Annotated in this window: 24 protein-coding genes and 1 tRNA gene; 8 read left to right on the forward strand and 17 right to left on the reverse strand. The window is 65.3% G+C overall.

All coding sequences use genetic code 11. From position 1 onward, the window contains the following. Nucleotides 1-5: 5 nt before the first annotated feature. From VFG17_RS03195 to VFG17_RS03245, 11 genes are all read right to left on the reverse strand, one after another. Nucleotides 6-344 (reverse strand): P-II family nitrogen regulator, encoded by a 339-nt coding sequence (locus tag VFG17_RS03195; protein WP_003043080.1) that lies wholly within the window; start codon nt 342-344, stop codon nt 6-8. A gap of 178 nt (nt 345-522) precedes the next feature. Continuing rightward, nucleotides 523-1,221 (reverse strand): endonuclease/exonuclease/phosphatase family protein, encoded by a 699-nt coding sequence (locus VFG17_RS03200; protein WP_325028013.1) that lies wholly within the window; start codon nt 1,219-1,221, stop codon nt 523-525. A 15-nt stretch (nt 1,222-1,236) separates the two neighbouring features. Continuing rightward, a complete protein-coding gene (locus VFG17_RS03205) occupies nt 1,237-1,467 on the reverse strand; it encodes a DUF2007 domain-containing protein (RefSeq protein ID WP_325028014.1) in 231 nt (76 codons plus the stop codon). Beyond that, on the reverse strand, nt 1,467-2,030 hold the full coding sequence (locus VFG17_RS03210) for a pyridoxamine 5'-phosphate oxidase family protein (RefSeq protein WP_325028015.1): 564 nt from the start codon (nt 2,028-2,030) through the stop codon (nt 1,467-1,469). The genes VFG17_RS03205 and VFG17_RS03210 overlap by 1 nt, the downstream gene beginning before the upstream one ends. A gap of 28 nt (nt 2,031-2,058) precedes the next feature. Continuing rightward, the gene (locus tag VFG17_RS03215) at nt 2,059-2,634 is read right to left on the reverse strand and encodes a DUF924 family protein (protein WP_325028016.1); all 576 of its coding nucleotides are present in this window, start codon (nt 2,632-2,634) and stop codon (nt 2,059-2,061) included. A 74-nt stretch (nt 2,635-2,708) separates the two neighbouring features. Beyond that, nucleotides 2,709-3,110, reverse strand: coding sequence for a hypothetical protein (locus tag VFG17_RS03220; protein WP_325028017.1), 402 nt, complete (start codon nt 3,108-3,110; stop codon nt 2,709-2,711). Nucleotides 3,111-3,192: 82 nt separating this feature from the next. Beyond that, entirely contained in the window at nt 3,193-4,413 is a 1,221-nt protein-coding gene (locus tag VFG17_RS03225; RefSeq protein WP_325028018.1) for a hypothetical protein, read from the reverse strand. A 117-nt stretch (nt 4,414-4,530) separates the two neighbouring features. After that, nucleotides 4,531-5,973, reverse strand: a complete 1,443-nt coding sequence (gene tldD, locus VFG17_RS03230) for a metalloprotease TldD (RefSeq protein WP_325028019.1) — start codon at nt 5,971-5,973, stop codon at nt 4,531-4,533. Nucleotides 5,974-6,015: 42 nt separating this feature from the next. After that, entirely contained in the window at nt 6,016-6,564 is a 549-nt protein-coding gene (locus VFG17_RS03235; protein ID WP_325028020.1) for a DUF4402 domain-containing protein, read from the reverse strand. A 118-nt stretch (nt 6,565-6,682) separates the two neighbouring features. Further along, on the reverse strand, nt 6,683-6,880 hold the full coding sequence (locus VFG17_RS03240) for a zinc-finger domain-containing protein (RefSeq protein WP_325028021.1): 198 nt from the start codon (nt 6,878-6,880) through the stop codon (nt 6,683-6,685). Between the two features lie 136 nt (nt 6,881-7,016). After that, on the reverse strand, nt 7,017-7,577 hold the full coding sequence (locus VFG17_RS03245) for a DUF4402 domain-containing protein (protein WP_325028022.1): 561 nt from the start codon (nt 7,575-7,577) through the stop codon (nt 7,017-7,019). Nucleotides 7,578-7,689: 112 nt separating this feature from the next. On the opposite strand from VFG17_RS03245, the gene VFG17_RS03250 reads away from it, so the two are divergent. The 3 genes from VFG17_RS03250 to VFG17_RS03260 all read left to right on the forward strand — a co-directional run bounded on the left by VFG17_RS03250 (nt 7,690) and on the right by VFG17_RS03260 (nt 11,744). After that, nucleotides 7,690-8,613, forward strand: a complete 924-nt coding sequence (locus VFG17_RS03250; RefSeq protein WP_325028023.1) for an ABC transporter ATP-binding protein — start codon at nt 7,690-7,692, stop codon at nt 8,611-8,613. Nucleotides 8,614-8,712: 99 nt separating this feature from the next. Beyond that, nucleotides 8,713-10,299 carry an L-aspartate oxidase gene (nadB, locus tag VFG17_RS03255; RefSeq protein WP_325028024.1) on the forward strand — a complete coding sequence of 529 codons (1,587 nt, stop codon included), beginning with the start codon at nt 8,713-8,715 and terminating at the stop codon, nt 10,297-10,299. Next, nucleotides 10,296-11,744: a hypothetical protein gene (locus tag VFG17_RS03260; RefSeq protein WP_325028025.1), complete on the forward strand. Its 1,449-nt coding sequence runs from the start codon at nt 10,296-10,298 to the stop codon at nt 11,742-11,744. Before nadB ends, VFG17_RS03260 begins: the two co-directional genes overlap by 4 nt. A gap of 32 nt (nt 11,745-11,776) precedes the next feature. On the opposite strand, the gene VFG17_RS03265 is transcribed toward VFG17_RS03260, so the two are convergent. From VFG17_RS03265 to VFG17_RS03275, 3 genes are read right to left on the reverse strand one after another with little or no spacing between them, the layout of a single operon-like run. Continuing rightward, on the reverse strand, nt 11,777-12,022 hold the full coding sequence (locus VFG17_RS03265; RefSeq protein WP_325028026.1) for a GlsB/YeaQ/YmgE family stress response membrane protein: 246 nt from the start codon (nt 12,020-12,022) through the stop codon (nt 11,777-11,779). Beyond that, on the reverse strand, nt 12,019-13,215 hold the full coding sequence (locus tag VFG17_RS03270) for a M20 metallopeptidase family protein (protein ID WP_414712928.1): 1,197 nt from the start codon (nt 13,213-13,215) through the stop codon (nt 12,019-12,021). The genes VFG17_RS03265 and VFG17_RS03270 overlap by 4 nt, the downstream gene beginning before the upstream one ends. Nucleotides 13,216-13,220: 5 nt before the next feature. Continuing rightward, the gene (locus VFG17_RS03275) at nt 13,221-14,396 is read right to left on the reverse strand and encodes an acyl-CoA dehydrogenase family protein (RefSeq protein ID WP_325028028.1); all 1,176 of its coding nucleotides are present in this window, start codon (nt 14,394-14,396) and stop codon (nt 13,221-13,223) included. Between the two features lie 92 nt (nt 14,397-14,488). Here VFG17_RS03275 and VFG17_RS03280 point away from each other — a divergent pair, with 92 nt between their 5' ends. Further along, entirely contained in the window at nt 14,489-15,760 is a 1,272-nt protein-coding gene (locus VFG17_RS03280) for a dipeptidase (RefSeq protein ID WP_325028029.1), read from the forward strand. Between the two features lie 3 nt (nt 15,761-15,763). Here the strand turns inward: VFG17_RS03280 and VFG17_RS03285 are convergent, their stop codons facing one another. Both VFG17_RS03285 and VFG17_RS03290 read right to left on the reverse strand, forming a co-directional pair. After that, complete coding sequence (locus VFG17_RS03285; RefSeq protein WP_325028030.1) at nt 15,764-16,159, reverse strand: DoxX family protein; 396 nt, start codon at nt 16,157-16,159, stop codon at nt 15,764-15,766. Continuing rightward, nucleotides 16,156-17,448, reverse strand: a complete 1,293-nt coding sequence (locus VFG17_RS03290) for an FAD-dependent oxidoreductase (RefSeq protein ID WP_325028031.1) — start codon at nt 17,446-17,448, stop codon at nt 16,156-16,158. Before VFG17_RS03290 ends, VFG17_RS03285 begins: the two co-directional genes overlap by 4 nt. 154 nt (nt 17,449-17,602) lie before the next feature. Here VFG17_RS03290 and VFG17_RS03295 point away from each other — a divergent pair. The 4 genes from VFG17_RS03295 (at nt 17,603) to VFG17_RS03310 (ending at nt 20,746) form a co-directional block, all read left to right on the forward strand. Then, a tRNA-Gln gene (locus tag VFG17_RS03295) sits at nt 17,603-17,676 on the forward strand. 496 nt (nt 17,677-18,172) lie between these two features. Then, on the forward strand, nt 18,173-18,316 hold the full coding sequence (locus VFG17_RS03300) for a benenodin family lasso peptide (RefSeq protein WP_325028032.1): 144 nt from the start codon (nt 18,173-18,175) through the stop codon (nt 18,314-18,316). Nucleotides 18,317-18,380: 64 nt separating this feature from the next. After that, a complete protein-coding gene (locus VFG17_RS03305; RefSeq protein WP_325028033.1) occupies nt 18,381-19,019 on the forward strand; it encodes a lasso peptide biosynthesis B2 protein in 639 nt (212 codons plus the stop codon). Nucleotides 19,020-19,144: 125 nt separating this feature from the next. Continuing rightward, entirely contained in the window at nt 19,145-20,746 is a 1,602-nt protein-coding gene (locus VFG17_RS03310) for an asparagine synthase-related protein (RefSeq protein WP_325028034.1), read from the forward strand. On the opposite strand, the gene VFG17_RS03315 is transcribed toward VFG17_RS03310, so the two are convergent. Further along, nucleotides 20,743-22,926, reverse strand: a complete 2,184-nt coding sequence (locus VFG17_RS03315) for a prolyl oligopeptidase family serine peptidase (RefSeq protein ID WP_325028035.1) — start codon at nt 22,924-22,926, stop codon at nt 20,743-20,745. The two genes, VFG17_RS03310 and VFG17_RS03315, sit on opposite strands and share 4 nt — an antisense overlap. Between the last annotated feature and the right edge of the window lie 6 nt (nt 22,927-22,932).

Here is a 22,932-nt window from a genome sequence, read left to right on the forward strand (position 1 = left end):
TGTCATTACAGAGCCGCCTCGCCGGTTTCGCCCGTGCGGATGCGCACGGCCTGACCGACGTCGAGGACGAAAATCTTGCCGTCGCCGATCGAACCGGTGCCGGCGCTTTGCTGCAGCGTTTCGACGACCCGCGGCGCCAGCGCGTCGTCGCAGACGAGTTCGATCTTCACCTTCGGCACCATGTTGGTGGCATATTCGGCGCCGCGGTAGATTTCGGTCTGCCCCTTTTGCCGGCCGAAGCCCTTGACCTCGGTCACGGTCATGCCGGCGATGCCGAGACCGGTCAGCGCCTCGCGCACCTCGTCGAGCTTGAATGGTTTGATGATGGCCAGGATCAGCTTCATGACGCCCCCTTTTGCTAATGGCACCATGTCGCTCTGCAACGGGCGTGCCAAATTGCGCTCGAGGATCGAAAGTTAACATTTTGTGACGGTTTTGGAGTCGCCGACGCGCCGGATCGTGCGTTCGGTGGGCAGGCGAGGCAGACCTTTGCCTAAATTTTAGGCACCCAAGGAGGGCGACTTAGGACGCCTTCGTAAATCGCGCCCAGATGGGCAAATGATCCGAGGCGCGCGCCGCGAGCGCGCTGCGGTGGACGCCCGCCTCGACTGCTTCGAGGTCGGGGGTCGCGAAAATCCGGTCGAGCTTGGCGACGGGGCGGCGGCTGTGGAAGCTGTGGCCGGTGTCGACGAGGCGGTGATGCGCGCCGAAATCGGAAAGGCAGCCGCCGCTGGCGCGCCATTCGTTGCAATCGCCCATCAGAATCGTCGGCAAGGGCTCGCCCTCGGCGACGTGGTTCAGGATCGCGCGCGCCTGCTGGCGGCGGCGCAGCCCCGAAATGTCGAGGTGCATGCCGACGACGCGGAGCCGCGTATCGCCGATGCGCACCGTCGCCGCGACGGCGCCGCGCGGTTCGAGCGTCGGCAGGTGGAGCGCGTGGCTTTCCTCGACCTCGGCGCCCTTGCGCACGAGCAGCGCATTGCCGTGCCAGCCGATCGCATAGGGGCGGCCGCTCAAGAGGTCGACGGGGACATAATCGCTATGATCCTCGAACATGTGCGGCGGGATCGCGCTTGCGCGGGTGCCGAAACGGCGGTCGGCCTCCTGCAGCGCGACGATGTCGGCGTCGAGTTCGCCGAGCACCGAGAGCACGCGGCCGGGATCGCGACGGCGATCGAGCCCGATGCCCTTGCGCATATTGTAACTGGCGACCTTGATCATCTGCTTTTCAAGCGCTCAGGCCGCGTTTCCGTTCCCGCCGCCCTCGAACTCGGTCATCAGCGCGCGCGCTTCGCCCAGATCCTCGTCGAGCACCATCACGCGCACCGGGATGAGCAGCCCGACGCTTTCGGCGATGTTCATCCCCGCGTCGAAGCAGACCGCATGCACACCCGCGCTTTCGAGCCGGCCGCGCAGCAATTCGGCCTCGGCGCCATTGGGAAGCCGCACCAACTCGACCAGCGGCATCAGGCGTCTCCCGCGATAAAGCGGTCGGTCGGGCGCGTCGGCAGGCCGTCGATGCTCCGGTTGCGTTCCTTGAATTTCTCGACCCACAGCGCGCGGTCGGCCTGGCGGTGATATTTCTGCAGCGTGTCGCGTTCGTGTTGCAATTCCATCATCGGCACGCCCCAGCCGCAGCTCGTCTGCACGCTTTCGACGTCGATCACGAAGATCTGGCGCGTGCCGGGAAGCAGCGTGAAATGGGCCGCGAGCGCGTCCCATTCGGCATCCTGTGGCAGGACCGGGCGGCCGCGGCCATAGATGCGCAGGATCAGCGCGCTGCGATCGAAGGCGCAGAACATGATCGTGATCCGTCCGTCGGCCGCCAGATGCGCGTGCGTTTCGTTCCCCGACCCGCCGAGGTCCAGATAAGCGACCTGCATATCCGAAAGCACCTTGAAGCTGTCGGCATAGCCCTTCGGCGAGAGGTTGATCCGACCATCGGCGGCGGCGGTCGCGGTAAAAAAGACCGGCTGCTTTCCGATGAAGGCGATATGTTTTTCGGTCAGCGTTTCGGTGAATTCGGCCATGGCTGCTCTCCGGTTCGCGACGTGCCTATCACCAATTCTTGCCCTCTTCTATCGCCGCTTCCTCATCGGCGCGCGTCGCGCGGCCGAGGGCTTCGTTGCGGTGCGGGAAGCGGCCGAAACGATCGACGATGTCGAAATGCTTTTGCGCATAATCCTGGAACATCGGGTCGTCGAACTGGCCGAAGAGGCGCAGCGATTCGCGCTGGTCGCCCAGATCTTCGCTATGCTGGAAGGGCAGGCAGGCGAACTGCCGGCGCTCGTCGGGCCAGCCTTCGTGCCAGCCGCGTGTCACGATGCCGCGCGCGATCGCGCGGGCGAGGCTGTCGGTCGCGAAAGCGTCGGCGTAGCCGCGATAGATGTTGCGCGGCACCTGGTCGAAGAGGATCGTCGCCGCGAGCGCGGTGTCGGGGTCGGTCAGAAAGACTTCGGCGGGCTGCGAGCGGAGGGCTTCGTGCCAGCCTTCGGCAAGCTCGCGGACCTCGGCATCGAAATCGGGGCCGCCGCCGTACCAGTCGTCCATATCATGGTCGTCGAACCAGAAGGCGAGCAGTTGCTTGGCCCAGTCGGCGGGGGGAGGGGCGGGTGCTTGGGAATCACTTGTCATTGCGAGCGCAGCGAAGCAATCCAGAGCGGTTTGCGCAACCCTGGATCGCTTAGTTGTGCGCTCGCGATGACGAGCTATTCGCCCTTCGCTTTCCGATAGGGAACGAACTCGCCGAGCGAGACGAAGCCGCTGTACATCCGGCTCGTCCGATCGTGCAGTTCGAGCGTGTCGATGCTGCACAGCTGGCTACCCGTCGTCCTGAGGACGAGGATATCGTCGTCGTCGAGCGATTCTGCGCCGCCCTTCGGCCGGTTGACCCAATAGGTGCTGCCGACTTTGTAGACGATCGCGGTCTTGTCGATGATCTGCGAGCTGCGCGCGGTTGAGAGCGGGATGCAGTCCTGCGGTTCGCCCGCAACGCGGCCTTCGAGCAGCTTGGCGAGCTCGGCTTCGGGCTCGAGCTTTTCGCGCGCGGTCGCGGCGGGGGCGGCCGCTACGGCCGCGGCGGCAATGAGCGCCGGGATGAGGTGACGCATGGTTCGACTCCTGTCTTCATCATACCCTACCCGGCGCTCTTTTACGCGATCATGCGTGAACAGGGCCTGACTCGCCGCGCTTTCAGCACGCCCCGTCCGGGAGCGGAATCCCGAACGGGCCCTTGCATTTCTTCTTTTTCGCGGGCTCGGCCGGCGTGCCGCCACCAGTGTTCGCGCCGCTCATGCCGCCGAAATCGGCGCCGATCATCAGCATCGTGTGCGATCGGAAGCGGACTTTCGCCGTCCAGTCGATGTTCCACGCCGCATTGCCCGCGGGCTTCGGCGGGTAGGAGAAATTGGCCTCGGGGCCGAAGGCGTTCAAATTGCCGATCATCATCTCGCCCGACGCCTTCTTGACCTCGGCGGGGATCTGGCAGCTTGTCTGCGACGGCGGCATCACGATCTTTTTGGTGATCAGGTTCGCGACGACCGACGGCGGCAGCCAGTCCCATAGGCCGCCGCCGAATTCCTTCGACGCGCTGCTCGTCCACCAGACGATGTCGCCCATGTCTTTCCCGCCGCTGCCGCCCGACATGCCGCCGATCGTCCACGCGACATAGCCGGTCGCGCCCGGCACCGCATTCCAGCGCACCATCACCGACTGGTCGCCCTGGATCGCGGTCGACGCCGACAGGCCCTGCATATAATCCTGCGCGAGCGTGAAATTGATGTCGGGGCCGATATTGCTCGCGATGCGGTGCGCGCCGATCAGCGACGAGCCCGACCCCGGCTGGCGCCCGCCCTTCTTGTTCGGCCAGTCGATATAGGAACGGCTGTTCGCCTTGCTGACCTCGCGGATCACCGGCACCGCGCTCGAAAACAGGTTCGGCGGCATCTGGCCCGCAGCGACCTTGGCGAAATCGATCACGACCGGCTGGCCGGGGCCCGCCTTCGCGCCGCAGCCCCAATAGAGCAGCAGGCGGCCCTTCGGCCGTTCGAACGGCGTCGTTCCCGTCGCTTCCTTGCCTTCCTCCCAATATAGCGGGACCGATTTGCCCATCTTCGCCTGCGGCTGAAAGAAATGGTCGCCCTTTGGCGGCGGCGCGGTGGCCGCATCGTTCGAGCCGAGACGGAGCAGGAGCTGATGCGCGACCTTGCTCGACGGATCGCCGCCGAACATCATCCCCATCGCGCCGCCGAGCCCGCCGCGTCCGCCGCCCGCCATCGCGGCGAAGCCCGACATCGTCGCGACGTCCATCTCGTACCGTTCCTTGGGGCCGGTCGTTTTTTGCGCCGAGCCGGGAACGGCGGCAAGCATCGCGGCGACGGGGGCCGCGGACACAAAATGCAGAGTCGAACGCATATTATCCTCCCTGTTGCAGGGGATCCCCCACGGATGATGCGACCGAATCTTCTTTCTGTTTGGCTATCCTATATGCGCGGGAGGGGCGAACGCCAAGTGAGGGCGATCACAGGCGCGTCAGGCCGTCCCGCCTACCGTCAGCCCGCTCACCAGCAGCGTCGGCTGGCCGACCCCTGCGGGCACGCTCTGCCCCGCCTTGCCGCAGATGCCGATGCCCTCGTCGATCGCCATATTATTGCCGATGCCGGTGACCTTCGTCAGCACGCTCGGCCCGTCGCCGATCAGCGTCGCGCCCTTGATCGAGTCGCCAAGCTTGCCATTCTCGATCTTGTACGCCTCGGTGCAGCTGAAGACGAACTTGCCCGACACGATATCGACCTGTCCGCCGCCGAAGCTCTTGGCGAAGATGCCGTTCTTGACGCGCGACAGGAGCTCGGCGGGATCGTCACTGCCGCCGCGCATGAAGGTGTTGGTCATCCGCGGCATCGGCGCGTGCGCGAAACTTTCGCGCCGGCCGTTGCCGGTGGGCTCGACGCCCATCAGGCGCGCGTTGAGGCGGTCCTGCATATAGCCCTTGAGGATACCGTCCTCGATCAGCACCGTCTCGCCGGTCGGGGTGCCTTCGTCGTCGATCGAAAGCGAGCCGCGGCGACCGCCGCCAACGGGGCTTTCCATCGCGCCGTCGTCGACCACCGTGACGCCGGGTGCCGCGACGCGCTCTCCAATTCTTCCCGAAAAGGCGCTGGTGCCCTTGCGGTTGAAATCGCCTTCGAGCCCGTGGCCGACGGCTTCGTGGAGCAGCACGCCGGGCCAGCCAGGGCCGAGCAGCACGGTGAACTCGCCCGCGGGGGCGTCGACCGCGCGCAGGTTGACGAGCGCCTGGTTCAGCGCCTCGTCGATCGCGCGGTTCCACTGCGCTTCCTCGAACAGATGGTCGTACATGTAACGCCCGCCGAGGCCGAAATAGCCCGATTCGCGGCGCCCATTCTCCTCGACCACGATCGAGACGTTGAGGCGGACGAGCGGGCGAATGTCGGTCGCGAGGAAGCCGTCGGCACGGACGATCTCGACCACCGACCAACTGCCGGCGAGCGCGACCGAGACCTGCACGACGCGCGGATCGCGCGCGCGCGCGGCGGCGTCGACCTTCTGGCACAGCTCGACCTTCTTCGCGAAGGGGATGAGGTCGAGTGGGTTCGCCTCGTCGTAAAGGTGGCGGTTGGTGCGCGGCGGCGGGCCGGCGGGGGCTTGGCTGGCGGGATCGAGCAGCGCGAGCGTCTCGGCGGCGCGGCGGATCGCGCCCGCGCTGACGTCGCTCGCATGCGCGAAGCCCGTCATCTCGCCCGATACGGCGCGGAGGCCAAAGCCGGCGTCGGTCGAATAGTCGGCGGTCTTGAGGCGCCCGTCGTCGAAGCCGAAGCTCTCGGTCGCGCGATATTGCAGGTAAAGCTCGCCGTCGTCGGCTTTCGCGAGTGCTTCGCGCGCAAGCTTCTGCGCGAGATCGGGGTCGAGCGCGTCGGCGCGATAGAGGAAGCGGCGGGGATCGGTCGGGCTTGTCATAAGACGGATATAAGCGCTGGTCTCGCCGACCGCAAAGGTTCGTCAGAGATAATTGACCGTCAGCGTGAACGTCCCGCTGTAATTGCCCTCGGGCTGGTTCGCGGGGACGGTGAGTGTGCCACCGATATAATAGGTCTGCACGCCGCTCGGCAGCAATGTCGCGCCGAGCAGCGCGATGCCGCCGCCGCTCGTGGTCGCGGCGCGGACGAGGCTGGCGGTTATTGCCGGCGCGCCGCCGCCGGCGCGGGTGAGGGTGACCGACGTGCTGCCCGACACGGTGATCAGGAATATGCCGCCGGTGCCTTGGAAGACCGCGCGGCGGCCATCGTTGCCGACGAGTGTCGCGCCGCCGGTCGCGCTGCGTCCGTTGGTGACGGGGTTGATCGTGACCGTGCCGCCCGCCGATCCGCCGATCAGCGTTCCGAAATCGAGATCGTCGGTCTTGATCAGTGTGTTCGGACGGACGACCGCCGCATTGGCGGTGGTGCCCATGTCGGCGGCATAAGCCGGCGCAAATAGCGCCGCGCTCGCTGCCGCGATGGTCAGGACGCGAAACGCTCCCTGCCTGTATCTGGTCCCTTGAATCCCCACGATTCTGCTCCCGTCTGACACATTTATGCCAACCGGACCTTCATCGAGGATGCACGGGCTTGGTAAAGGCGGCGTTTACCTCCGGTCGCGCTTGGCGCCACCGGAACCCCGCCCACGCTTAGCTTTTGTCGGCGACCCCGCCGATCAGGATGAAGCGCCGGTCGCAATAGCCGCAGTCGGCGAAGCCTTCGTCGGTGTCGATTTCGAGCCACACGCGCGGGTGGCCGAGCGCCGCATCGGCGAGGCCGTCGCCGGTGCCGTCGCAGGCGATGCGGGTCTTGGGCGTGCGGATGGTTTCGGGTGCGGGCTGGGTCATCGACCGCGCCCATAGCAAGGCCGCGAAGGCTCGGCAATCGGGTCTGCGCATGGGGTGGGGTCTGTGACGGCACCGGTGCAAGCACCCGTCCGGGTGCCAGTGGTCCCCCGGTGCCGTCTTCCCCCCCACAGGAAGCCTAAAGATAGTTCAAGGTGATCGTGAAACTGCCGCTGTATTCGCCCGGCGCCTGGTTGGCGCCGACCTCGAGCGTCGCCCCGACCGGGAAATTATAATTGCCGAGCGGCGAGGTGATGCGAAAGCGCGTCGGCGACGTTGACAGGATCGCGGTCGGTGTGCTGCCGATCTCGAAATTGCGCGCGCGCATCCGCGTGCCCGGCCCGGTAAGCCAGACGCTGTTCGATCCCAGCGAGATATTGACTTGGCGATTGACGCTGCCGAGCCCGGCGAAGCGCGCAGGTTCGCCGCCGTCGCCCGCGAGGGTCACGCCGCCGGTGCGGTTCCGCGATCCGTCGGGTTCGATCGTGACGGTCCCCGCGGCGTTCGACGGGATGATGTCGCCGAAGTCGAGGTCGTTCACCTTGAAGAAGGAAAGCGGGCGAAGCACGATGGCTTCGGCCTCGCCCGGTGCGCCCGCCTGCGCCAGCGCCGGCGAGGCTGCGAAAGGCGCGATCGAGAGCGCAACGATGGCTAGCCCGCGCTGCATGGGCAGCGGGCGAAAGATGTGACTGGTCCCCACAGACCTCGTTCTAAGGGCAAGATTCCAATTTAGCGTTAACGCGCCGGTCAGCAGAAAATCTATCGGCGAAGATGGCTTTCACGCGAAGAGGCGCGCGGCTATGGAGGCGGCCATGAGTGAAGCCGCCATCCGCATCGACGCCGTCTCCAAACTCTATGCCGGCGGCAAGCAGGCGCTCGACAATGTCAGCTTCGACGTGCCGCGAGGGGCAATTTTCGGCCTCCTGGGCCCGAACGGTGCGGGCAAGTCGACGCTGATCAACATCCTCGCGGGGCTGGTCAACAAGACGAGCGGGGCGGCGAGCATCTGGGGTTTCGACATCGACGCCGACCCCAGGAACGCCAAATATTCGATCGGCATCGTGCCGCAGGAAATCGTCTTCGATCCCTTTTTCACCCCCTATGAGACGCTCGAAAATCAGGCGGGGCTCTATGGCGTGCCGAAGGACAGGCGGATTTCGGACGAGCTGCTCGCCGCGGTCCACCTCAGCGACAAGCGCGACGCCTACGCGCGCACGCTCTCGGGGGGCATGAAGCGCCGCCTGCTCGTCGCGAAGGCGATGGTCCATTCGCCGCCGATCATCGTGCTCGACGAGCCGACCGCGGGCGTCGACATCGAACTCAGGCAGCAGCTTTGGGAATATGTGCAGTCCTTGAACGACCGCGGCGTGACCGTCGTCCTCACGACGCACTATCTGGAAGAAGCCGAGGAGCTGTGCGACCGGATCGCGATCATCAACCATGGCAAGCTGATCGCGAACAAGCCGACGCGCGAACTGGTCGATATGGCGCGCGAGAAGATCGTCGTCGTCACGCTAGACCAAGACGTGACCGTGCTGCCGAGCCACCCCGCCTTCGATAAGGTCGAGCGCGAGGGCGAGCGCGGGCTTGCGATCAGCTACAACAAGGACCGCATGAATGCCGGCGAAGTCCTCGCCGCGGTCAATGCCATGGGCCATGGCATCGTCGACGTCTCGACCCGCGAAGCCGATCTCGAGGATGTCTTCCTCAACCTGACGCGCGCGGCGAATGGGTGAGCGTTCGTTCCCGTTCGTGTCGAGCGAAGTCGAGACACCCAATAGGATAGCGCGAGGCCGAGCGGCATCTCGACTTCGCTCGATGCGAACGGAATTGTGATGACAGATCCTATCCCCCACGACGTCATCATTGTGGGTTCGGGCGCCGCGGGGCTCACCGCCGCGATCGCGCTTGCCGATCACTGCAAGGTGCTCGTGCTGGCGAAGGGCGAACTCACCGGCGGGTCGACCGCCTGGGCGCAGGGCGGGATCGCCGCGGTGCTCGACGCGGGCGACACGTTCGAGAATCATATCGAGGACACGATGATCGCGGGTGGCGGGCTCAACCGGCGCGAGACGGTCGAGTTCGTCGTCGAAAATGCGCCGCACGCGATCGAGCGGCTCGTCGAAATGGGCGTGCCCTTCAACAAGCAAGCCGAAGCGCTGCATCTGACGCGCGAGGGTGGCCATTCGCACCGCCGTATCGTCCATGTCGACGACGCGACCGGCTGGGCGGTTCAGGCGGCGCTATTGAAGACCGCCGAGGCGCATCCGAACATCACCCTGCTGCCCGGACAGGCGTGCATCGACCTGATCACCGGCCGGCATGAGGAACGCTATTCGGGCTCGGGGCGCGTGTGGGGCGTCTATGCGCTCGACGAGAAGACGGGAAAGGTGCGCGCGCATGTCGGGCGCGCGACGATCCTCGCGAGCGGCGGGGCGGGGCGCGTCTACCAATTCTCCACCGCCCCAAGGGGCGCGACCGGCGACGGCATCGCGATGGCTTGGCGCGCGGGCGCCCGCGTCTCCAACATGGAGATGATGCAGTTCCACCCGACCTGCCTCTACAATCTCGACGTCAAGAATTTCCTGATCACCGAGGCGGTGCGCGGCGAGGGCGGGATATTGAAGCACCCCGTCACCGGGCACCGCTATATGCCCGACTATGACGCGCGCGCCGAACTCGCGCCGCGCGATATCGTCGCGCGCGCGAACGACGACCAGATCAAACGCTACGGCCTCGACTATGTCCATCTCGACATCAGCCATCAGGACCCCGATTTCGTCGCGGGCCATTTCCCGAACATCTATGAAAAGCTGCTGACGCTCGGCATCGATATGACCAGGCAGCCGATCCCGGTGGTGCCCGCGCAGCATTATACCTGCGGCGGGGTGCTGATCGACCTCGACGGGCGCACCGACTTGCCCGGGCTATATGCGGCGGGCGAATGCACCGAGAGCGGGCTGCACGGCGCGAACCGCCTCGCGTCGAACAGCCTCCTCGAATGCTTCGTTTTCGGCGAGGCGGCGGCGAAGGACATCGTCGCGCGCTGGGACCAGCTCGAACCGCCGCCCGCGATCCGGCCGTGGGACGAAAGCCGCGTCACCGATTCGGACGAAGAGGTGGTGATCAAGCAGAACTGGACCGAAATCCGCCGCTTCATGTGGAATTATGTCGGCATCGTGCGCACGACAAAGCGCCTCGAACGCGCGCAACACCGGATCAAGATGCTAGCGGGCGAGGTCGGCGACTATTACGGCCATTTCCGCGTCACCACCGACCTGATCGAGCTGCGCAACCTGCTACAATGCGCCGAACTGATCGTGCGCAGCGCCCTCCACCGCAAGGAGAGCCGCGGGCTGCATTACACGCTCGACTATCCCGGTCTGCTGCCCCAGGCCGTGGATACGGTGCTGGTGCCTTGATAGCGAAAATCAGCGAAAGGCAGATTTTCTGGAGCGCGCTCGCATTGGCGGCGATGTTTCGGGCGGTGGCGTCAATCCCCTTCACCGTCGGCTGGTTCGACGAGATCTGGCAATATCTGGAACCTGCCTGGCATTTGGTCGAAGGGCCGTGGGTGCAGACCTGGGATTATCGGTCGGGCATCCGCAGTTGGCTGATCCCCGAACTGCTCGCGCTGCCGATGGGCGCGGGGCATGCGCTGGCGCCCGAGACGACCTTCCACCTGACGCTGGTGCGGCTGACGCTCGCCGTCTTGTCGCTGGTGGTGGTCGGCGCGGCGACCGCGCTCGGGCTCAAATTGTCGCGGTTGCACGGCGCGATGGCGGGGGTCGTCACGGCGATCTGGTTCGAACTGATTTTCTTTGCGCCGCGGGCGCTGTCCGAACCGATCGGGCTTGCGCCGCTGATGGGGGCGATGTGGCTGCTTGTTGCGCGGCGGGCACCGCCGGGGCCGCGGCAATTCGCTGTCGCGGGGCTGTTGATGGGATTGAGCTTCGTCGCGCGCATCCATTACGCGCCCGCGCTGCTCGTCCTCGCGATCTGCACCGCGAAGCGCGACTGGCGCGGCGCGTGGACGCCGCTGATCGCGGGCGGGCTCGTCGCGCTCGGCATCGACGCCGCGGCCAATCTCGCGATGGGGGCGGTGCCGTTTCAGTGGGCGGTCGAATCGGTGCGCATCAACATCGTCGAAAATCGCGCCGCGGCTTACGGCCTGTCACCGGTCACCGGATATCTCTCCCTGTTCGTTTTCTACTGGCACTTCGCGCTGGTGCCGATCGTGCTGCTCGCCTGGTTGGGAGCCAAGCGTTATCCCGTCCTTGCCTGGATGGCGGTGGCGCATCTGGCGTTCCACTCGCTGATCGGACACAAGGAATATCGCTTCGTGCTGCTCACCGCGGCCCTGCTCATCATCCTCGCGGCGATCGGCACCGCCGATCTGTTGCGCCGGGTGCCGCGCCGGCGCCTGATGATCGCGGTGGCGGGAGCTATGGCCGTGTGGGCGGGCGGTTCGGCCGCGCTCGCGGCCGGTAATTTCCGGCCGAACTGGTCGATGGAGGCGGGGCTCGCCGATGCGCTCGAACGCGCGGGGCGCCCAGCAAAGACCTGCGGGCTCGCGCTCTATCGCCCGCGCGCGACGGTGGCGGGCAGCTACGCGCTCTATCGCCGCGCAACGCCTATCTACAGGATTGCAACGCGGCACGAGGCGGCGCGCCATGCCGCGGCCTTCGACGTCGTCCTGACCGGCCCCGCGCATATCGGCGAACTGCCGCCCGCCTACCGCCTCGAAGCCTGCGCGCCGCCCGGCTTTACTGACGCACCGTCGTGCGTGCTGCGCCGCGCGGGCGGCTGTACGCCCGATCCGGCGCTACGCAAACTGAACGACTGGCTCGCTGCGACGGGCAACTAGAGTCTTTGTGCCCAATCCGGGGCGGAAAGACTCTAGCCGCCGATTCCGGCCAGTCGTCCGATGAAGATCAGCACGATCGCGCCGATCACCGAAGCAAGACAGCCCGCGCGGCTAAAGTCGCCGCGGCCGCGCGATGTCGCGAGGCCGGCGAGGAGCGAGCCGCCGATGCCGAGCAGGATCGTCGCGACCCATCCCATCTCGACCGCGCCCGGGTAAAAGAAGCGCGCCAGCGCGCCGATGATCAGTCCAGAGATGATCGCGCCGATGATGTTGATCATGCATTGAATCCTTCGTTGAGGAAGCGTTCGGCAAGCGCCGCGTGGAGCGCGGCGCCGCGCGCCATCACGCTCTCGTCGAGGACCATATGGTTCGAATGGAGCCCGCAGCATTGGCGCCAGTCGCTGCCCGCCGCGCTCGCGCCGAGCCAGAACATCGCGCCGGGAATCTTTTCAAGGACGTAGGAGAAATCCTCGGCTCCCATCACCGGATTGTCCATCGTCAGCCAGGCTTGCTCGCCGAAGGTCTCCTCGACGACCGCCTGGCCGAAACCGACCGCGCGGCTGTCGCAGATGGTGACGGGGAAGCCTTCCTCGATCGTGACCTCGGCGGTGCAGCCATGCGCCTCGGCGATCGTGGGCGCGAGGCGCTTCAGTTCGCGCGCGACCATCGCGCGGCGTTCGGGGGAAAGCGTGCGGATCGTGCCGAGCATTTCGGCACTCTCGGGGATGATATTGTTCGTCGTGCCCGCGGCGATCTTCGCGATGGTGACGACCGCGGGGTCGAAAACCGAGATGCGGCGCGTGACCATCGTCTGGATCGCGGCGACGATTGCGCAGGCGACGGGGATCGGGTCGATGCTGTCGTGCGGCATGGACGCGTGCCCTCCGGCACCCTTGACGGTGATCGAGAGGACGTCGGACGAAGCGAGCAGCGGCCCCGCGCGGCCGGCGAAAATGCCGTGTGGCGCATTGGGCATGATGTGGAGCGCGAAGGCCGCGTCGGGCAGCGGATCGATGATCCCGTCATCGAGCATGAAGCGCGCGCCATGATGGCCCTCCTCGCCCGGCTGGAACATGAACATCACAGTGCCGGGCAAGCGGTCGCGCGCCGCGCACAGCAGCTTGGCCGCACCGACGAGCATCGCGACATGCGTATCATGCCCGCACGCGTGCATCGCGCCAGCGATCTCCGAGGTGAAATCGAGCCCGGTCTCTTCGAGCAAGGGCAACGCATCCATGTCGCCGCGCAGCAGCACGGTGCGCCCGTTCGCGGGGCCGCGCAGGATCGCGATCAGTCCGGTGGTCGACGGCCCCTCGCGAAATTCGAGCGGCAGGCCCGCGAGCGCATCCTTGATCTTCGCGAGCGTCTTGGGATTCTGGAGGCCCAGCTCGGGCTCGCGGTGAATCGCGCGGCGAAGGTCGACGAGGTCGCCCAACAGAGTTTCTGCCTCGGCGGGCCAGCTACGGGCGATCTCGTTCACTTCTTTCCTCCAAACAACTGCCGCCCGGCAAGGTCGAGCATGATTTCCTCGCTGCCGCCCCCAATGGCGTTGACGCGCACCTCGCGGTAGATGCGTTCGACCTTGCTGCCGGTGATATAGCTCGCACCGCCGAGTATCTGTGCCGCCTCGCGCGCGACGGCTTCGAGCATGCGCGTCGCCTGCACCTTGAGCATCGCGAAGTCGGCGGGACGGGCCTTGTCGTGCTTGACCTGCCAGGCGGCGAGGTCGACCCACGCCTGCGTCGCCTCGATCTGGCGTTCCATGTCGGCGAGCTTGATGCGGATCGACTGGTGGCCGACGAGCGGACGCCCAAAGGTCTCGCGGCTCTGCGCCCATTCGGCCGCTTCGGCCATCGCCACGCGGGCATAGGCGCAGCAGCCCATCGCCATGCCGAGTCGTTCGCTGTTGAAGTTGCGCATGATGCCGATGAACCCGCCATTCTCGGGGCCGATCAGATTTTCGGCGGGGACGCGGACGCCCTCGAAATGGATCGCAGCGGTGTCGCTGCAGCGCCAGCCCATCTTGTCCAGCCGCGTGCGCTCGACGCCGGGGCTCGCCATGTCGATCAGCAGCAGCGAGATCCCCGACGCGCCGGGGCGGCCGGTGCGCACGGCGCAGGTCAGCCAGTCGGCGCGCATGCCGCTGGTGATGAACATCTTGCCGCCGTTGACGATATAATGATCGCCGTCCCGAGCCGCGCTCGTCTTGAGGTTCGCGACGTCGCTGCCGCCGCCCGCCTCGGTGATGCCGAGCGCGATGATCTTTTCGCCCGCGAGCACCGGCGGCGCGACGCGCTGCTTCAATTCTTCCGAGCCGAGCGCCAGGATCGGCGGCAGGCCGATGCCGTGCGTCATCAGCGAGGCGCCGAGCCCGCCCGCGCCGACCGCGGCGAGTTCCTCGGTCAGCACGAGGCCGTGGAAATTGTCAAAGCCTTCCGAATGGCCGCCATATTGCTCGGGATAACGCAGGCCGAGAATGCCCGCCTCCGCAGCCTTTTTGTGCAGCTCGCGCGGCAGTTCGCCCTCGGCCTCCCAGCGGTCGATATGCGGCGCGATCTCGTGCGCGACGAAACGGCGGACGCTTTGCGCCAGCGCTTCGTGGGTTTCGTCATAATAGGGCGAGCGGGCGCGCCAGTCGTCGAAGGCTGTCATAGTGCGATGCTGGGCTGGGTTGACGGACACGTCAAGTAGGAGGCGTCAAGCGAGGCTTGCGCCGCGACGACAAGGACTTAAGGTCGCGCGCCATGAACAAGTCGCAACTGCTCGCCGGCCTCGCCGCTCTCGCCCTCGTCTCCACCCCCGCCCTGGCGCAGAAGTCGCCCGAAGCCGTTGCCGATGCCGCGCTCAAGAAGGCGCCGGTGTTCGACGGGCATAACGACGTGCCCTGGGCGCTGCGCGGGCGCGAAGGCAATATGATCAACGGCTTCGATTTCGAGGACACGACCGACACCGCGAAACCCGACGCGACCCCGCCCGAGATCGCGATGCACACCGACCTCCAGCGGCTGCGCAAGGGGCGGGTCGGCGCGCAATTCTGGTCGGTCTATGTGCCGAGCAACCCCGACGAGCCGCTCGCGGTGCAGCAGACGATCGAGCAGATCGACGTGATGAAGCGGCTCGTGGCGCGCTATCCGGACGATCTGATGCTCGCCTCGACCTCGGCCGAACTCGAAAAGGCGATGAAGGCGGGCAAGATCGCCGGGATGCTCGGGATGGAGGGCGGCCATTCGATCGGCTCGTCGCTTGCCGTGCTGCGCCAGATGTACGATCTCGGCGCGCGCTATATGACGCTGACGCATTCGAAGAATCTGAGCTGGGCCGACGCTTCGACCGACGCGCCGGCGCACGACGGGCTCACCGATTTCGGCCGCCAGGTGGTGCGCGAAATGAATCGCATCGGGATGATCGTCGATCTGAGCCATGTGAGCGAAGCGACGATGAAGGACGCGCTCGAAACCTCGCACGCGCCGGTGATGTTCAGCCATTCGGGCGTGCGCGCGATCAATCCGCATCCGCGCAATGTCCCCGACAGCGTGCTGCCCGCGGTGAAGGCGAACGGCGGGATCGTGATGGTCGTGCTGCTGCCCGGCTTCCTCGACGCCGACGTCCGTGCGCAGGGCCTCGCGCGCACCGCCGAACAGGCACGGCTGAAGGCGATGTATCCGGGCGAGCCGGCGGCGGCCGATGCGGCGCTCAAGACGTGGGACGCGGCGAATCCGGTGCCGACGACCGATGTCGCGAAGGTCGCGGATCATATCGACCATCTCAAGAAGACGATCGGGGTCGACCATATCGGGCTCGGCGGCGACTATGACGGGATGGATTCGGCGCCGGTAGGGATGGAAGATGTGTCGGGCTATCCGGCGTTGTTCACCGAACTCGCGAAGCGCGGCTATTCGCAGGCCGAGCTCGAAAAGATCGCGAGCGGCAACATGTTGCGCGTGCTGAAGGCGGTCGAGGCCTATGCCGCGAGCCAGCAGGGCCAGCCGCCGATCGAGACGCCGGTCGCGAAATAGGACTCAGCGGCGGAAAGGCCAGTCGGTCGCGCCGCTCGCCCACAGCGCCCACCAGATGATCAGCGGCTGCGCGGCGAGGCGCGGGCCGTGATACCACCAGCTCAGCGTCTCGCCGCCGATCGCGATATTGGCGAGCGCGTGGTGGAAATTGGCGGGCCAGACTGAGAGCGCGTAGAGCGCGAGGCCCCAGCCCGCCACTTTCCGCGTCGCGGGAATCATCAGCCCGATCGCACCGGCGATTTCGGCGATGCCGGTCGCGGCGACGACCATCTGGGGCTGTGGCACCCACGGCGGGGTGATCGCGAGGAAGGGCGCGGGCGTCGCGAGATGGCGCCAGCCCGCATAGGCATAAGCGAGCGCGAGCAGCCAGCGCAGCGCGGTACGGACGCGGCCCTTCACCGCCCGATCGCGCCGAGCATCGCCTCGATACTGGTGAATTTTTCGCGCGGGTTGCCGTCGAGCGCCGCCTTGACCTCGGCCTCCTCGATCCGGCGCCAGTCGCGGAAGGTGACGGGGGTGATGCCGCGGCTCGCCAACAGCGCGTCGAGCCCCGCGCGCCCGGCCTTGTTCGCGCCGCGGCCGATATCCTCCAGCACCATTTCGCCGATGCGCGCGCCGTCGGGCTTGTTCGTGCCGATCGTTCCCGACGGCCCGCGCCGCGCCCAGCCGACCGCGTAGAGCCCGGGCAGGATTCGTCCCTCGTCGCTCGCGAAGCGACCGCGCCCATGTTCGTAGGGAACCCCGGGGATCGGCGGGGTCTGATAACCGATGCAACTGATCACGAGGCCTGCGTCGACGGCATAGGTTTCGCCGGTGCCATGGCTGCGAAGGTCGGCGTCGAGGACGGTCTTCTCGACGATGACGCGCTGGACTCGCCCGTCGCCTTCGATCGCCACCGGCATCGCGAAGAAGTCGAAATCGATCGTCACCGGCTTGGCGACCGGGTTGGCCGCGAACTGCCGAAGGTGCGTCACCGACTTGCGCATCCCTGGCTCGAGCATCGCGTCGTCGCCCTCGTCGGGCAGGTCGGCGGGATCGACGCGCGGGCTCGCGCGCTCGAGATGGCCGAGTTCGCCCAGTTCCTTCGGCGTCATCGCGATCTGGTGCGGCCCGCGGCGGCCGAGAATCTGGATATGGCGCACCGCGCTCGCCGCCAGCATATCGCGCGCGTGCGCGACGATGTCGCTGCCCGCGAACTCGCCCGGCGTCTTGGCGAGGATGCGCGCAACGTCGAGCGCGACATTGCCGTTGCCGATCACCGCCACACCCGGCGCGTCGAGCGGCGGATCGAGGTCGGCGAAGTCGGGGTGGCCGTTATACCAGCCGACGAAGGCGGCGCTGCCGATCACGCCGGGAAGATCGGCGCCGGCGATGTCGAGCGGCCGGTCGTTCGGCGCGCCGGTCGCGAGCACGACGGCGTCGTAGAGGCCGACAAGCTCGTCGATCGTCACGTCGCTGCCGACCGAGACATGGCCGACGAAGCGGACATTGTCGGTGAGCGCGGTGCCCTCGTAGCGGCGCGACACCGCCTTGATCGATTGATGGTCGGGGGCGACGCCGGTGCGGATCAGGCCGTAGGGCACGGGCAGCCGGTCGATGACGTCGACCGCTATATCCTCCGCTTTCTGCAATGTTTCGGCGGTATAATAGCCCGCCGGGCCCGACCCGACGATCGCGACATGACGCATCAACCCACTCCTTCGGGCATCCGCGCGGGCGCGCGGCCCCTCTTTTGTTATGGGGTGATGCTAGCGGCGAAATGCGACAGGGCAAGCGCGCTTGTGCGGGCTGCCGCTCCGGCCTTGACAGGCGGCTCCCGCAATCATATTGCGCGCGCCTCATTGCCCCGTCGTCTAATGGTAAGACTACGGATTCTGATTCCGTCTATTGAGGTTCGAATCCTCACGGGGCATCCAGAGCTTTCCATAAAGCATTGAATTCATTCGGTTTTATGTCGAACCGATGCACTCCTCCCACATTTCCTCCGTCATATCGCCCCGCCAGCGGAGGGCTGCGGGAGCGAAGAAAATGCGGCGCTGGCGTCGTCCATCGCATTTCGCTCGAACTGATTCGGCGGGATGATGCGAATGCCCACGGTGGGGTGCTGAGCGCAGCGACAAAGTTCAAGTCACTTCCGGTTGCAGTTCTCGTTGCAATTCGTTCCAGAATTTGCAGGCTGCGCGAGCGCTCAGGCCAGCAGGCGTGTGACCGGGCTCTGTCACGTATGTCCAGGCGAAAGCTAAAGGTGCCGGTGCGCGCTCCCAACGCGCGTCTTCCTTTGCTCGGTCACTCTTATCTTAGTCGAAATTGGCGGCGCGATTATAATCCGATTATAAAATAGCCCTCAGGATTGGCGCGACATAACTTTTCCTTGCGACTCATTTCGGTCGCATTTTGGAAAAGGTGAAAGCGATGAAGACGTTTCAGAACAGTGACGAACTGATCGACCTGGGCGCAATCAGCGTCGAGACCCGCGGGATCGAACCCGTCGGGTTCGAGGATCAGGACCCGAGCGACAAATATCTCTTCTCCGGCGGCATTTCGGCGGACGACTGAAGGGCGGCGGCGTGTTGTCCTTGGGCGGCACGCCGCACCCTTCTGGTTTAGCAGACGCGCTCCGATGGCTCTCATGCTTCGCGACGGCCTCTATCATCGTCAAATTGGCGACGCCGTCATCTTTCTCGATCTTCCGGTTGACCGCTATTTTCTCCTGACGGACGGCCACGCCGAAGATTTCCTTCGCGCTCTTTCGGGAGAGGCGAGCGCGTCGGATTGGCTAATCGAGCGGGGCATTTTCGCCGATCGAAAAACCGAAGAAGGGACGGAGCCTGACGCTTTGGTTGCTCCGAAAATAAGCCTCGTCGACGGGCCGCTCGACGAAGCGTCGGTTGCGACGACGGCCGCATCGCTCTGGCTACAATGGAGGACACGAAAAGAACTGCGCCGCCGACCGCTGTCCAGCATCATAGGTGAACTGAAAAGCGCGGGGCGGCGGGAAACTGCCCAGCCCAACGACGCCGTAATTGCCGGAGTTGCGGCGGCCTTTCTGTGTGCCAAGCGATACGCGCCAGCGATCGATCAATGCCTCGTCCGCAGCATAGCGATGAAGCGGATGCTGATGCACCGCGGATCTGCGGTTTCGCTGGTGTTTGGGGTGACCATGCCCTTCGCAGCACATTGCTGGGTCCAGGCTGGATCGACCGTGCTGTCGGATCCGCTCGACATTGTCCTCCACTACAAGCCAATTCTCGCCGTTTGATGGCTGGCGGGTTCCGCATAGTTGTGGGATTGCGGGCCGGAAGAGAGGGGCTGACCAGGCTTGACGCCGATCGGTCGCCCGACCTCACAACGGCAGGCTTCGTCCTTTGGTCGGACGAACCGATTGTGCGGGTCGATTCCGAGACAGCGATCATCGGTTACCTGTTCAAGCGCGGCCCGCCCAGCAGGCGAGTCATGGAGTTCAGTCCGGACGAAGCGGAACGACTGAGCAAAAGCGGCGGGCGTTCGCTGCTCAGGGAATATTGGGGCGGCTATGTGATGATCCGGGCCGATGTCTCCGGAACGGTCAGCATCCTGCGCGACCCCTCCGGAGCATTGCCTTGCTATTTCCGGCGTGAAGCGGATCATATCTTGTTTGCGGGCAGCATTGCGGACCTCGCAGAGCCGGGGCCTGGCGTGGCCGATCTCGAAGAAATTGCGCGGATTGCAGCGAGCGGCGACGCCCGGGGGCGACGGACCTGCGTCAGCGGGATCGATGAGCTGATCGCCGGCGAATGTCTTGTCGTGGGACGCGACGGAGTTGCAATCGAACCTTGGTGGACGCCGTGGGATCATGTCGAGCAGACAGCATCCGCCGATTTCGCGGAGGCGGCAGTCCGGTTGCGTGAAACCATTTCGGATTGCGTAGGAAGTTGGGCAAGCTGCTTTCCATCGATCCTGCTCGGCTCCTCCGGCGGGCTCGATTCTTCCATCGTCGCCGTCGCATCCGCTCCACGGGCGAGGCGGCTCGCTTGCCTGACATTGGTCGGTCCTGATTTCGGAGGTGACGAGCAACGCTATGCCGCAGCCCTTGCTGCGTCGCTTGGCCTCGGTCTCGAAGCCGTACCGATGGATCTTGAAGACATCGATGTCGGCCGCGCCGTCGCACCCCATCAGCCTTGGCCGATTGCGCCCCTGTTCAAGCAATCGGTAGAGGCAATTCATATGCGAATGAACGCACGCTCGCCCATCGATGCCCATTTTACCGGGAACGGCGGCGATGGAATGCTATGCAGCATCCGGAGTGCCGTTCCTCTTCTTGATCGCTTTCTTGCCGAGGGTCCTCGACCCGCGCTTGCCGAAACGCTCCGCGACATTTGCATTCTCACCGGCACCGACAGCCGCACGGTCCTTCGTCACGCGTGGGCGCGCTACCGCCGTGACGGTGGCCGTCATCATGTGCGTTTCGACTTCAGTGGGATTTCGCCGGACGCCGCGTCGCGGATCGAGACGGCAGGCGGAACTCACCCGTGGCTGTCAGCGCCGACCGAGGTGCTACCGGGCAAGACCGTTCATGCCGCCTATCTGATGCGGACACAAAAAGGCATCGAGCTTTATCCGCGGTCATGCTCGCCCATCCATGTCGCTCCGCTGGTGTCGCAGCCCATAGCCGAGCTCTGCCTGTCGATTCCGAGCTGGCTGTGGATCGAAGGCGGTCGCAATCGCGCGGTCGCCCGGGAAGCATTCGAACATTCATTTCCCGAGCTCGTCGCAAGACGGACGCAGAAGGGTGGTCCCGGAGGATTTCAGCTCTCGATCTACCACCGGTTCCGGGCGATCCTCCACGATCGTTTGCGCGGGGGACTGCTCACAAGCGCCGGAATATTTGACACCGCTCTTCTCGATGAACCCGACGATCCGAGCTGGCGCGGGACCGAGCGCCTTCAGCGAATCCTGGCCCTCGCCGCGGCCGAAAACTGGGCAAGGTGGTGGAGCGGTTCCAGCTAATGGCGCGATACGCCGCATCGGCCTCCAGCGTTGACCGCCATGCGATCCCATTCCGCAAAGCGCCGTGGGAACGGCGCATCGGAATCGCGCCTGCCAAGCAGCCAATAATCGAACCAAGCGACATTTTCGCGCATCGCCAGCAGCCGGTTCGAAGGGATGTGAAACAGGTGGGTTTCGTCCGACGCTGCGCTTGCGCCTGGATAGAGGCTGATCTGCGCGGGCACATTGGCGCCGCGCAGCGCGTCGTGGAGATCGGCTTGCGACCGTGAGGCCGACGCCACTTGCTGGAGCAGCGGCGCGCAAATCTTGTCGGCATTGAGCGATGGACTGAATCGGCGATAATTTGCGGCATGCTCGCCGAAAGGCGAGCCGCCGTAAATTGCGGTGTAGCTGGCCGGCGATAGCGAATAGCCCGCCGGTTCGAGAAAGCCGCCGTCGCCGCTCGAAGCTGCCCGGAACATGCGGGAGTGGGTGACCGCGACATTCACCATTTGCGCGCCGCGGCTATATCCTGCGATGCCGACCCGATCGAGATCGACAAGGCCTTCGGCGGCCAGCTCGGTGACGGCATCCTCGAAACTGTACACGCCGTTGATCCAGACAAGCTTCTGAATCTCCTCCGGCCCTGGCGGGCCGCTTCCCCGGAGCCATGCTCGATAGGCGGCCTGAAGGGCCGCGCTTTGCTGCGGCGCAGGATCGTTGATGAGGAGTATGGCATAGCCGCGCTCGGCCAATAGTTGGACGGGATAATTCCATTGATTGCTGCTCTCCGCGAAGCGTTCGTCGGCGTCGCTGCCGTGTGTAACGACGATCGTGGGATATCGACGGTCCTTGCGGTAGCCGCGGGGAAGGATGACATATCCGGTGGCTCTGTAGCCCAGTCGATTGACCCAGGTCCGGGGCCGCACGGCCAATGGTGTGATGGCTGAGTGGCGAGGCGAAACCTCGAGGAGGTGCTCCAGCTTTCCGGTCGAAAGGTCGACCTGAACAAGTTCGGGCGCCAACGTCATGCCCTCATATACGCAGACAGCGAACGAAAGATTGCCCGAAAAGCCGCATTTTGTGAGGCTTCCCTTGGTGCTGATCTCGCGGACACTATTTCCGTCGATGAGGGCGAGGCCATAGCGCGGCGTACTCAGGTAGCGAGTTCCTACAATTGTCCTTTGCCGATCGGCACTACGGCTGAACCCTGCCGATCGCGGATCCCCGATGGTAAAATCGAAGCGGCCATAAATGTGCCGCCTTCCGCCCGGCAGGATTTCTGCCAGTTCGTTCGAGCCATCGCCGGTCGTCGACTCAAGTTTTCCCCCGCGCGGTCCCGCAATCATCCAGAGGGACTGCGTGTCGCGCTCACTCTCCAGTCGCTGTGTGGATTTCTGGACGCGGTCCCAAGCCCAGATCGCCTGCACCGACCCCACCGATCCGTCGGATTCTTCGACGCGAAATCCGACCTGATCCTCCTGCCAAATGATGTTGCCCCCCGCATGGAGCGCCATGCGGTCGGAGGAAGGGCGTGAAGTGACCTTATCGACCCGCCCGTCGGGGCCGCGGAGAAAAAACTCGATACGCGCCTCGATCTGCGAGCGCCTGCGATCGCGGAGTGCCGTTACCTCCTTGTCGAAGCGGACGCCCACTGGGTCGTTCTCTGCCGTGAGCAGGCTGTACCAAAGCCAGCGTCCGTCCGGTGACCAGTCATAGGCGAGCACGCCGACCGAATGCGGCGGACTATCTCCCCCGATGGAAAGCGACATGTCGGCTTTCCCGACGCGAACGGGCGCCGGATTGAGCACAATCGCATCGACCTTTCCGTGCCGGTCGATGCGATAAAGTTGCAATCCTTGCCCGATATCGAGGAGCGCGCTCCAGTCATCGGTTCCGGGAATTTGCCTTATCAGCTTCGCGGCTTCGATCTCGATCACGTCGCGCTGCGTCTTTTTTTCGATATCGACCAGACGGAGCGTGATGCGGGGCCGTCCGGCATTCACGTCGCTTGCTCGCACCGCGTACAGGACCGTTCGAGCGTCCCCTGACAGGGAAATTTCGAGAATTTCGGGGACGAGCAAGATATCCTCGAGCGTCCACGGGCGTATCGCATTCGACTTGGCGGCGGTCGCTGCGGGCAATAGCGCGGTGCCGACCGCTAGTGCGATCGAAAAGTGAGAGCGGGCGCCGGCGATCATGGCGAT

Source organism: Sphingopyxis sp. (genome assembly GCF_035686825.1).
Lineage (GTDB): Bacteria > Pseudomonadota > Alphaproteobacteria > Sphingomonadales > Sphingomonadaceae > Sphingopyxis.

What these genes read in the sequence shown, in the direction of transcription:
- VFG17_RS03195 (WP_003043080.1), bottom strand. Translation starts at nt 344, where the DNA reads ATGAAGCTGATCCTGGCCATCATCAAACCATTCAAGCTCGACGAGGTG.
- VFG17_RS03200 (WP_325028013.1), bottom strand. Translation starts at nt 1,221, where the DNA reads ATGATCAAGGTCGCCAGTTACAATATGCGCAAGGGCATCGGGCTCGAT.
- VFG17_RS03205 (WP_325028014.1), bottom strand. Translation starts at nt 1,467, where the DNA reads ATGCCGCTGGTCGAGTTGGTGCGGCTTCCCAATGGCGCCGAGGCCGAA.
- VFG17_RS03210 (WP_325028015.1), bottom strand. Translation starts at nt 2,030, where the DNA reads ATGGCCGAATTCACCGAAACGCTGACCGAAAAACATATCGCCTTCATC.
- VFG17_RS03215 (WP_325028016.1), bottom strand. Translation starts at nt 2,634, where the DNA reads ATGACAAGTGATTCCCAAGCACCCGCCCCTCCCCCCGCCGACTGGGCC.
- VFG17_RS03220 (WP_325028017.1), bottom strand. Translation starts at nt 3,110, where the DNA reads ATGCGTCACCTCATCCCGGCGCTCATTGCCGCCGCGGCCGTAGCGGCC.
- VFG17_RS03225 (WP_325028018.1), bottom strand. Translation starts at nt 4,413, where the DNA reads ATGCGTTCGACTCTGCATTTTGTGTCCGCGGCCCCCGTCGCCGCGATG.
- tldD (WP_325028019.1), bottom strand. Translation starts at nt 5,973, where the DNA reads ATGACAAGCCCGACCGATCCCCGCCGCTTCCTCTATCGCGCCGACGCG.
- VFG17_RS03240 (WP_325028021.1), bottom strand. Translation starts at nt 6,880, where the DNA reads ATGACCCAGCCCGCACCCGAAACCATCCGCACGCCCAAGACCCGCATC.
- VFG17_RS03250 (WP_325028023.1), top strand. Translation starts at nt 7,690, where the DNA reads ATGAGTGAAGCCGCCATCCGCATCGACGCCGTCTCCAAACTCTATGCC.
- nadB (WP_325028024.1), top strand. Translation starts at nt 8,713, where the DNA reads ATGACAGATCCTATCCCCCACGACGTCATCATTGTGGGTTCGGGCGCC.
- VFG17_RS03265 (WP_325028026.1), bottom strand. Translation starts at nt 12,022, where the DNA reads ATGATCAACATCATCGGCGCGATCATCTCTGGACTGATCATCGGCGCG.
- VFG17_RS03275 (WP_325028028.1), bottom strand. Translation starts at nt 14,396, where the DNA reads ATGACAGCCTTCGACGACTGGCGCGCCCGCTCGCCCTATTATGACGAA.
- VFG17_RS03280 (WP_325028029.1), top strand. Translation starts at nt 14,489, where the DNA reads ATGAACAAGTCGCAACTGCTCGCCGGCCTCGCCGCTCTCGCCCTCGTC.
- VFG17_RS03290 (WP_325028031.1), bottom strand. Translation starts at nt 17,448, where the DNA reads ATGCGTCATGTCGCGATCGTCGGGTCGGGCCCGGCGGGCTATTATACC.
- VFG17_RS03300 (WP_325028032.1), top strand. Translation starts at nt 18,173, where the DNA reads ATGAAGACGTTTCAGAACAGTGACGAACTGATCGACCTGGGCGCAATC.
- VFG17_RS03305 (WP_325028033.1), top strand. Translation starts at nt 18,381, where the DNA reads ATGGCTCTCATGCTTCGCGACGGCCTCTATCATCGTCAAATTGGCGAC.
- VFG17_RS03315 (WP_325028035.1), bottom strand. Translation starts at nt 22,926, where the DNA reads ATGATCGCCGGCGCCCGCTCTCACTTTTCGATCGCACTAGCGGTCGGC.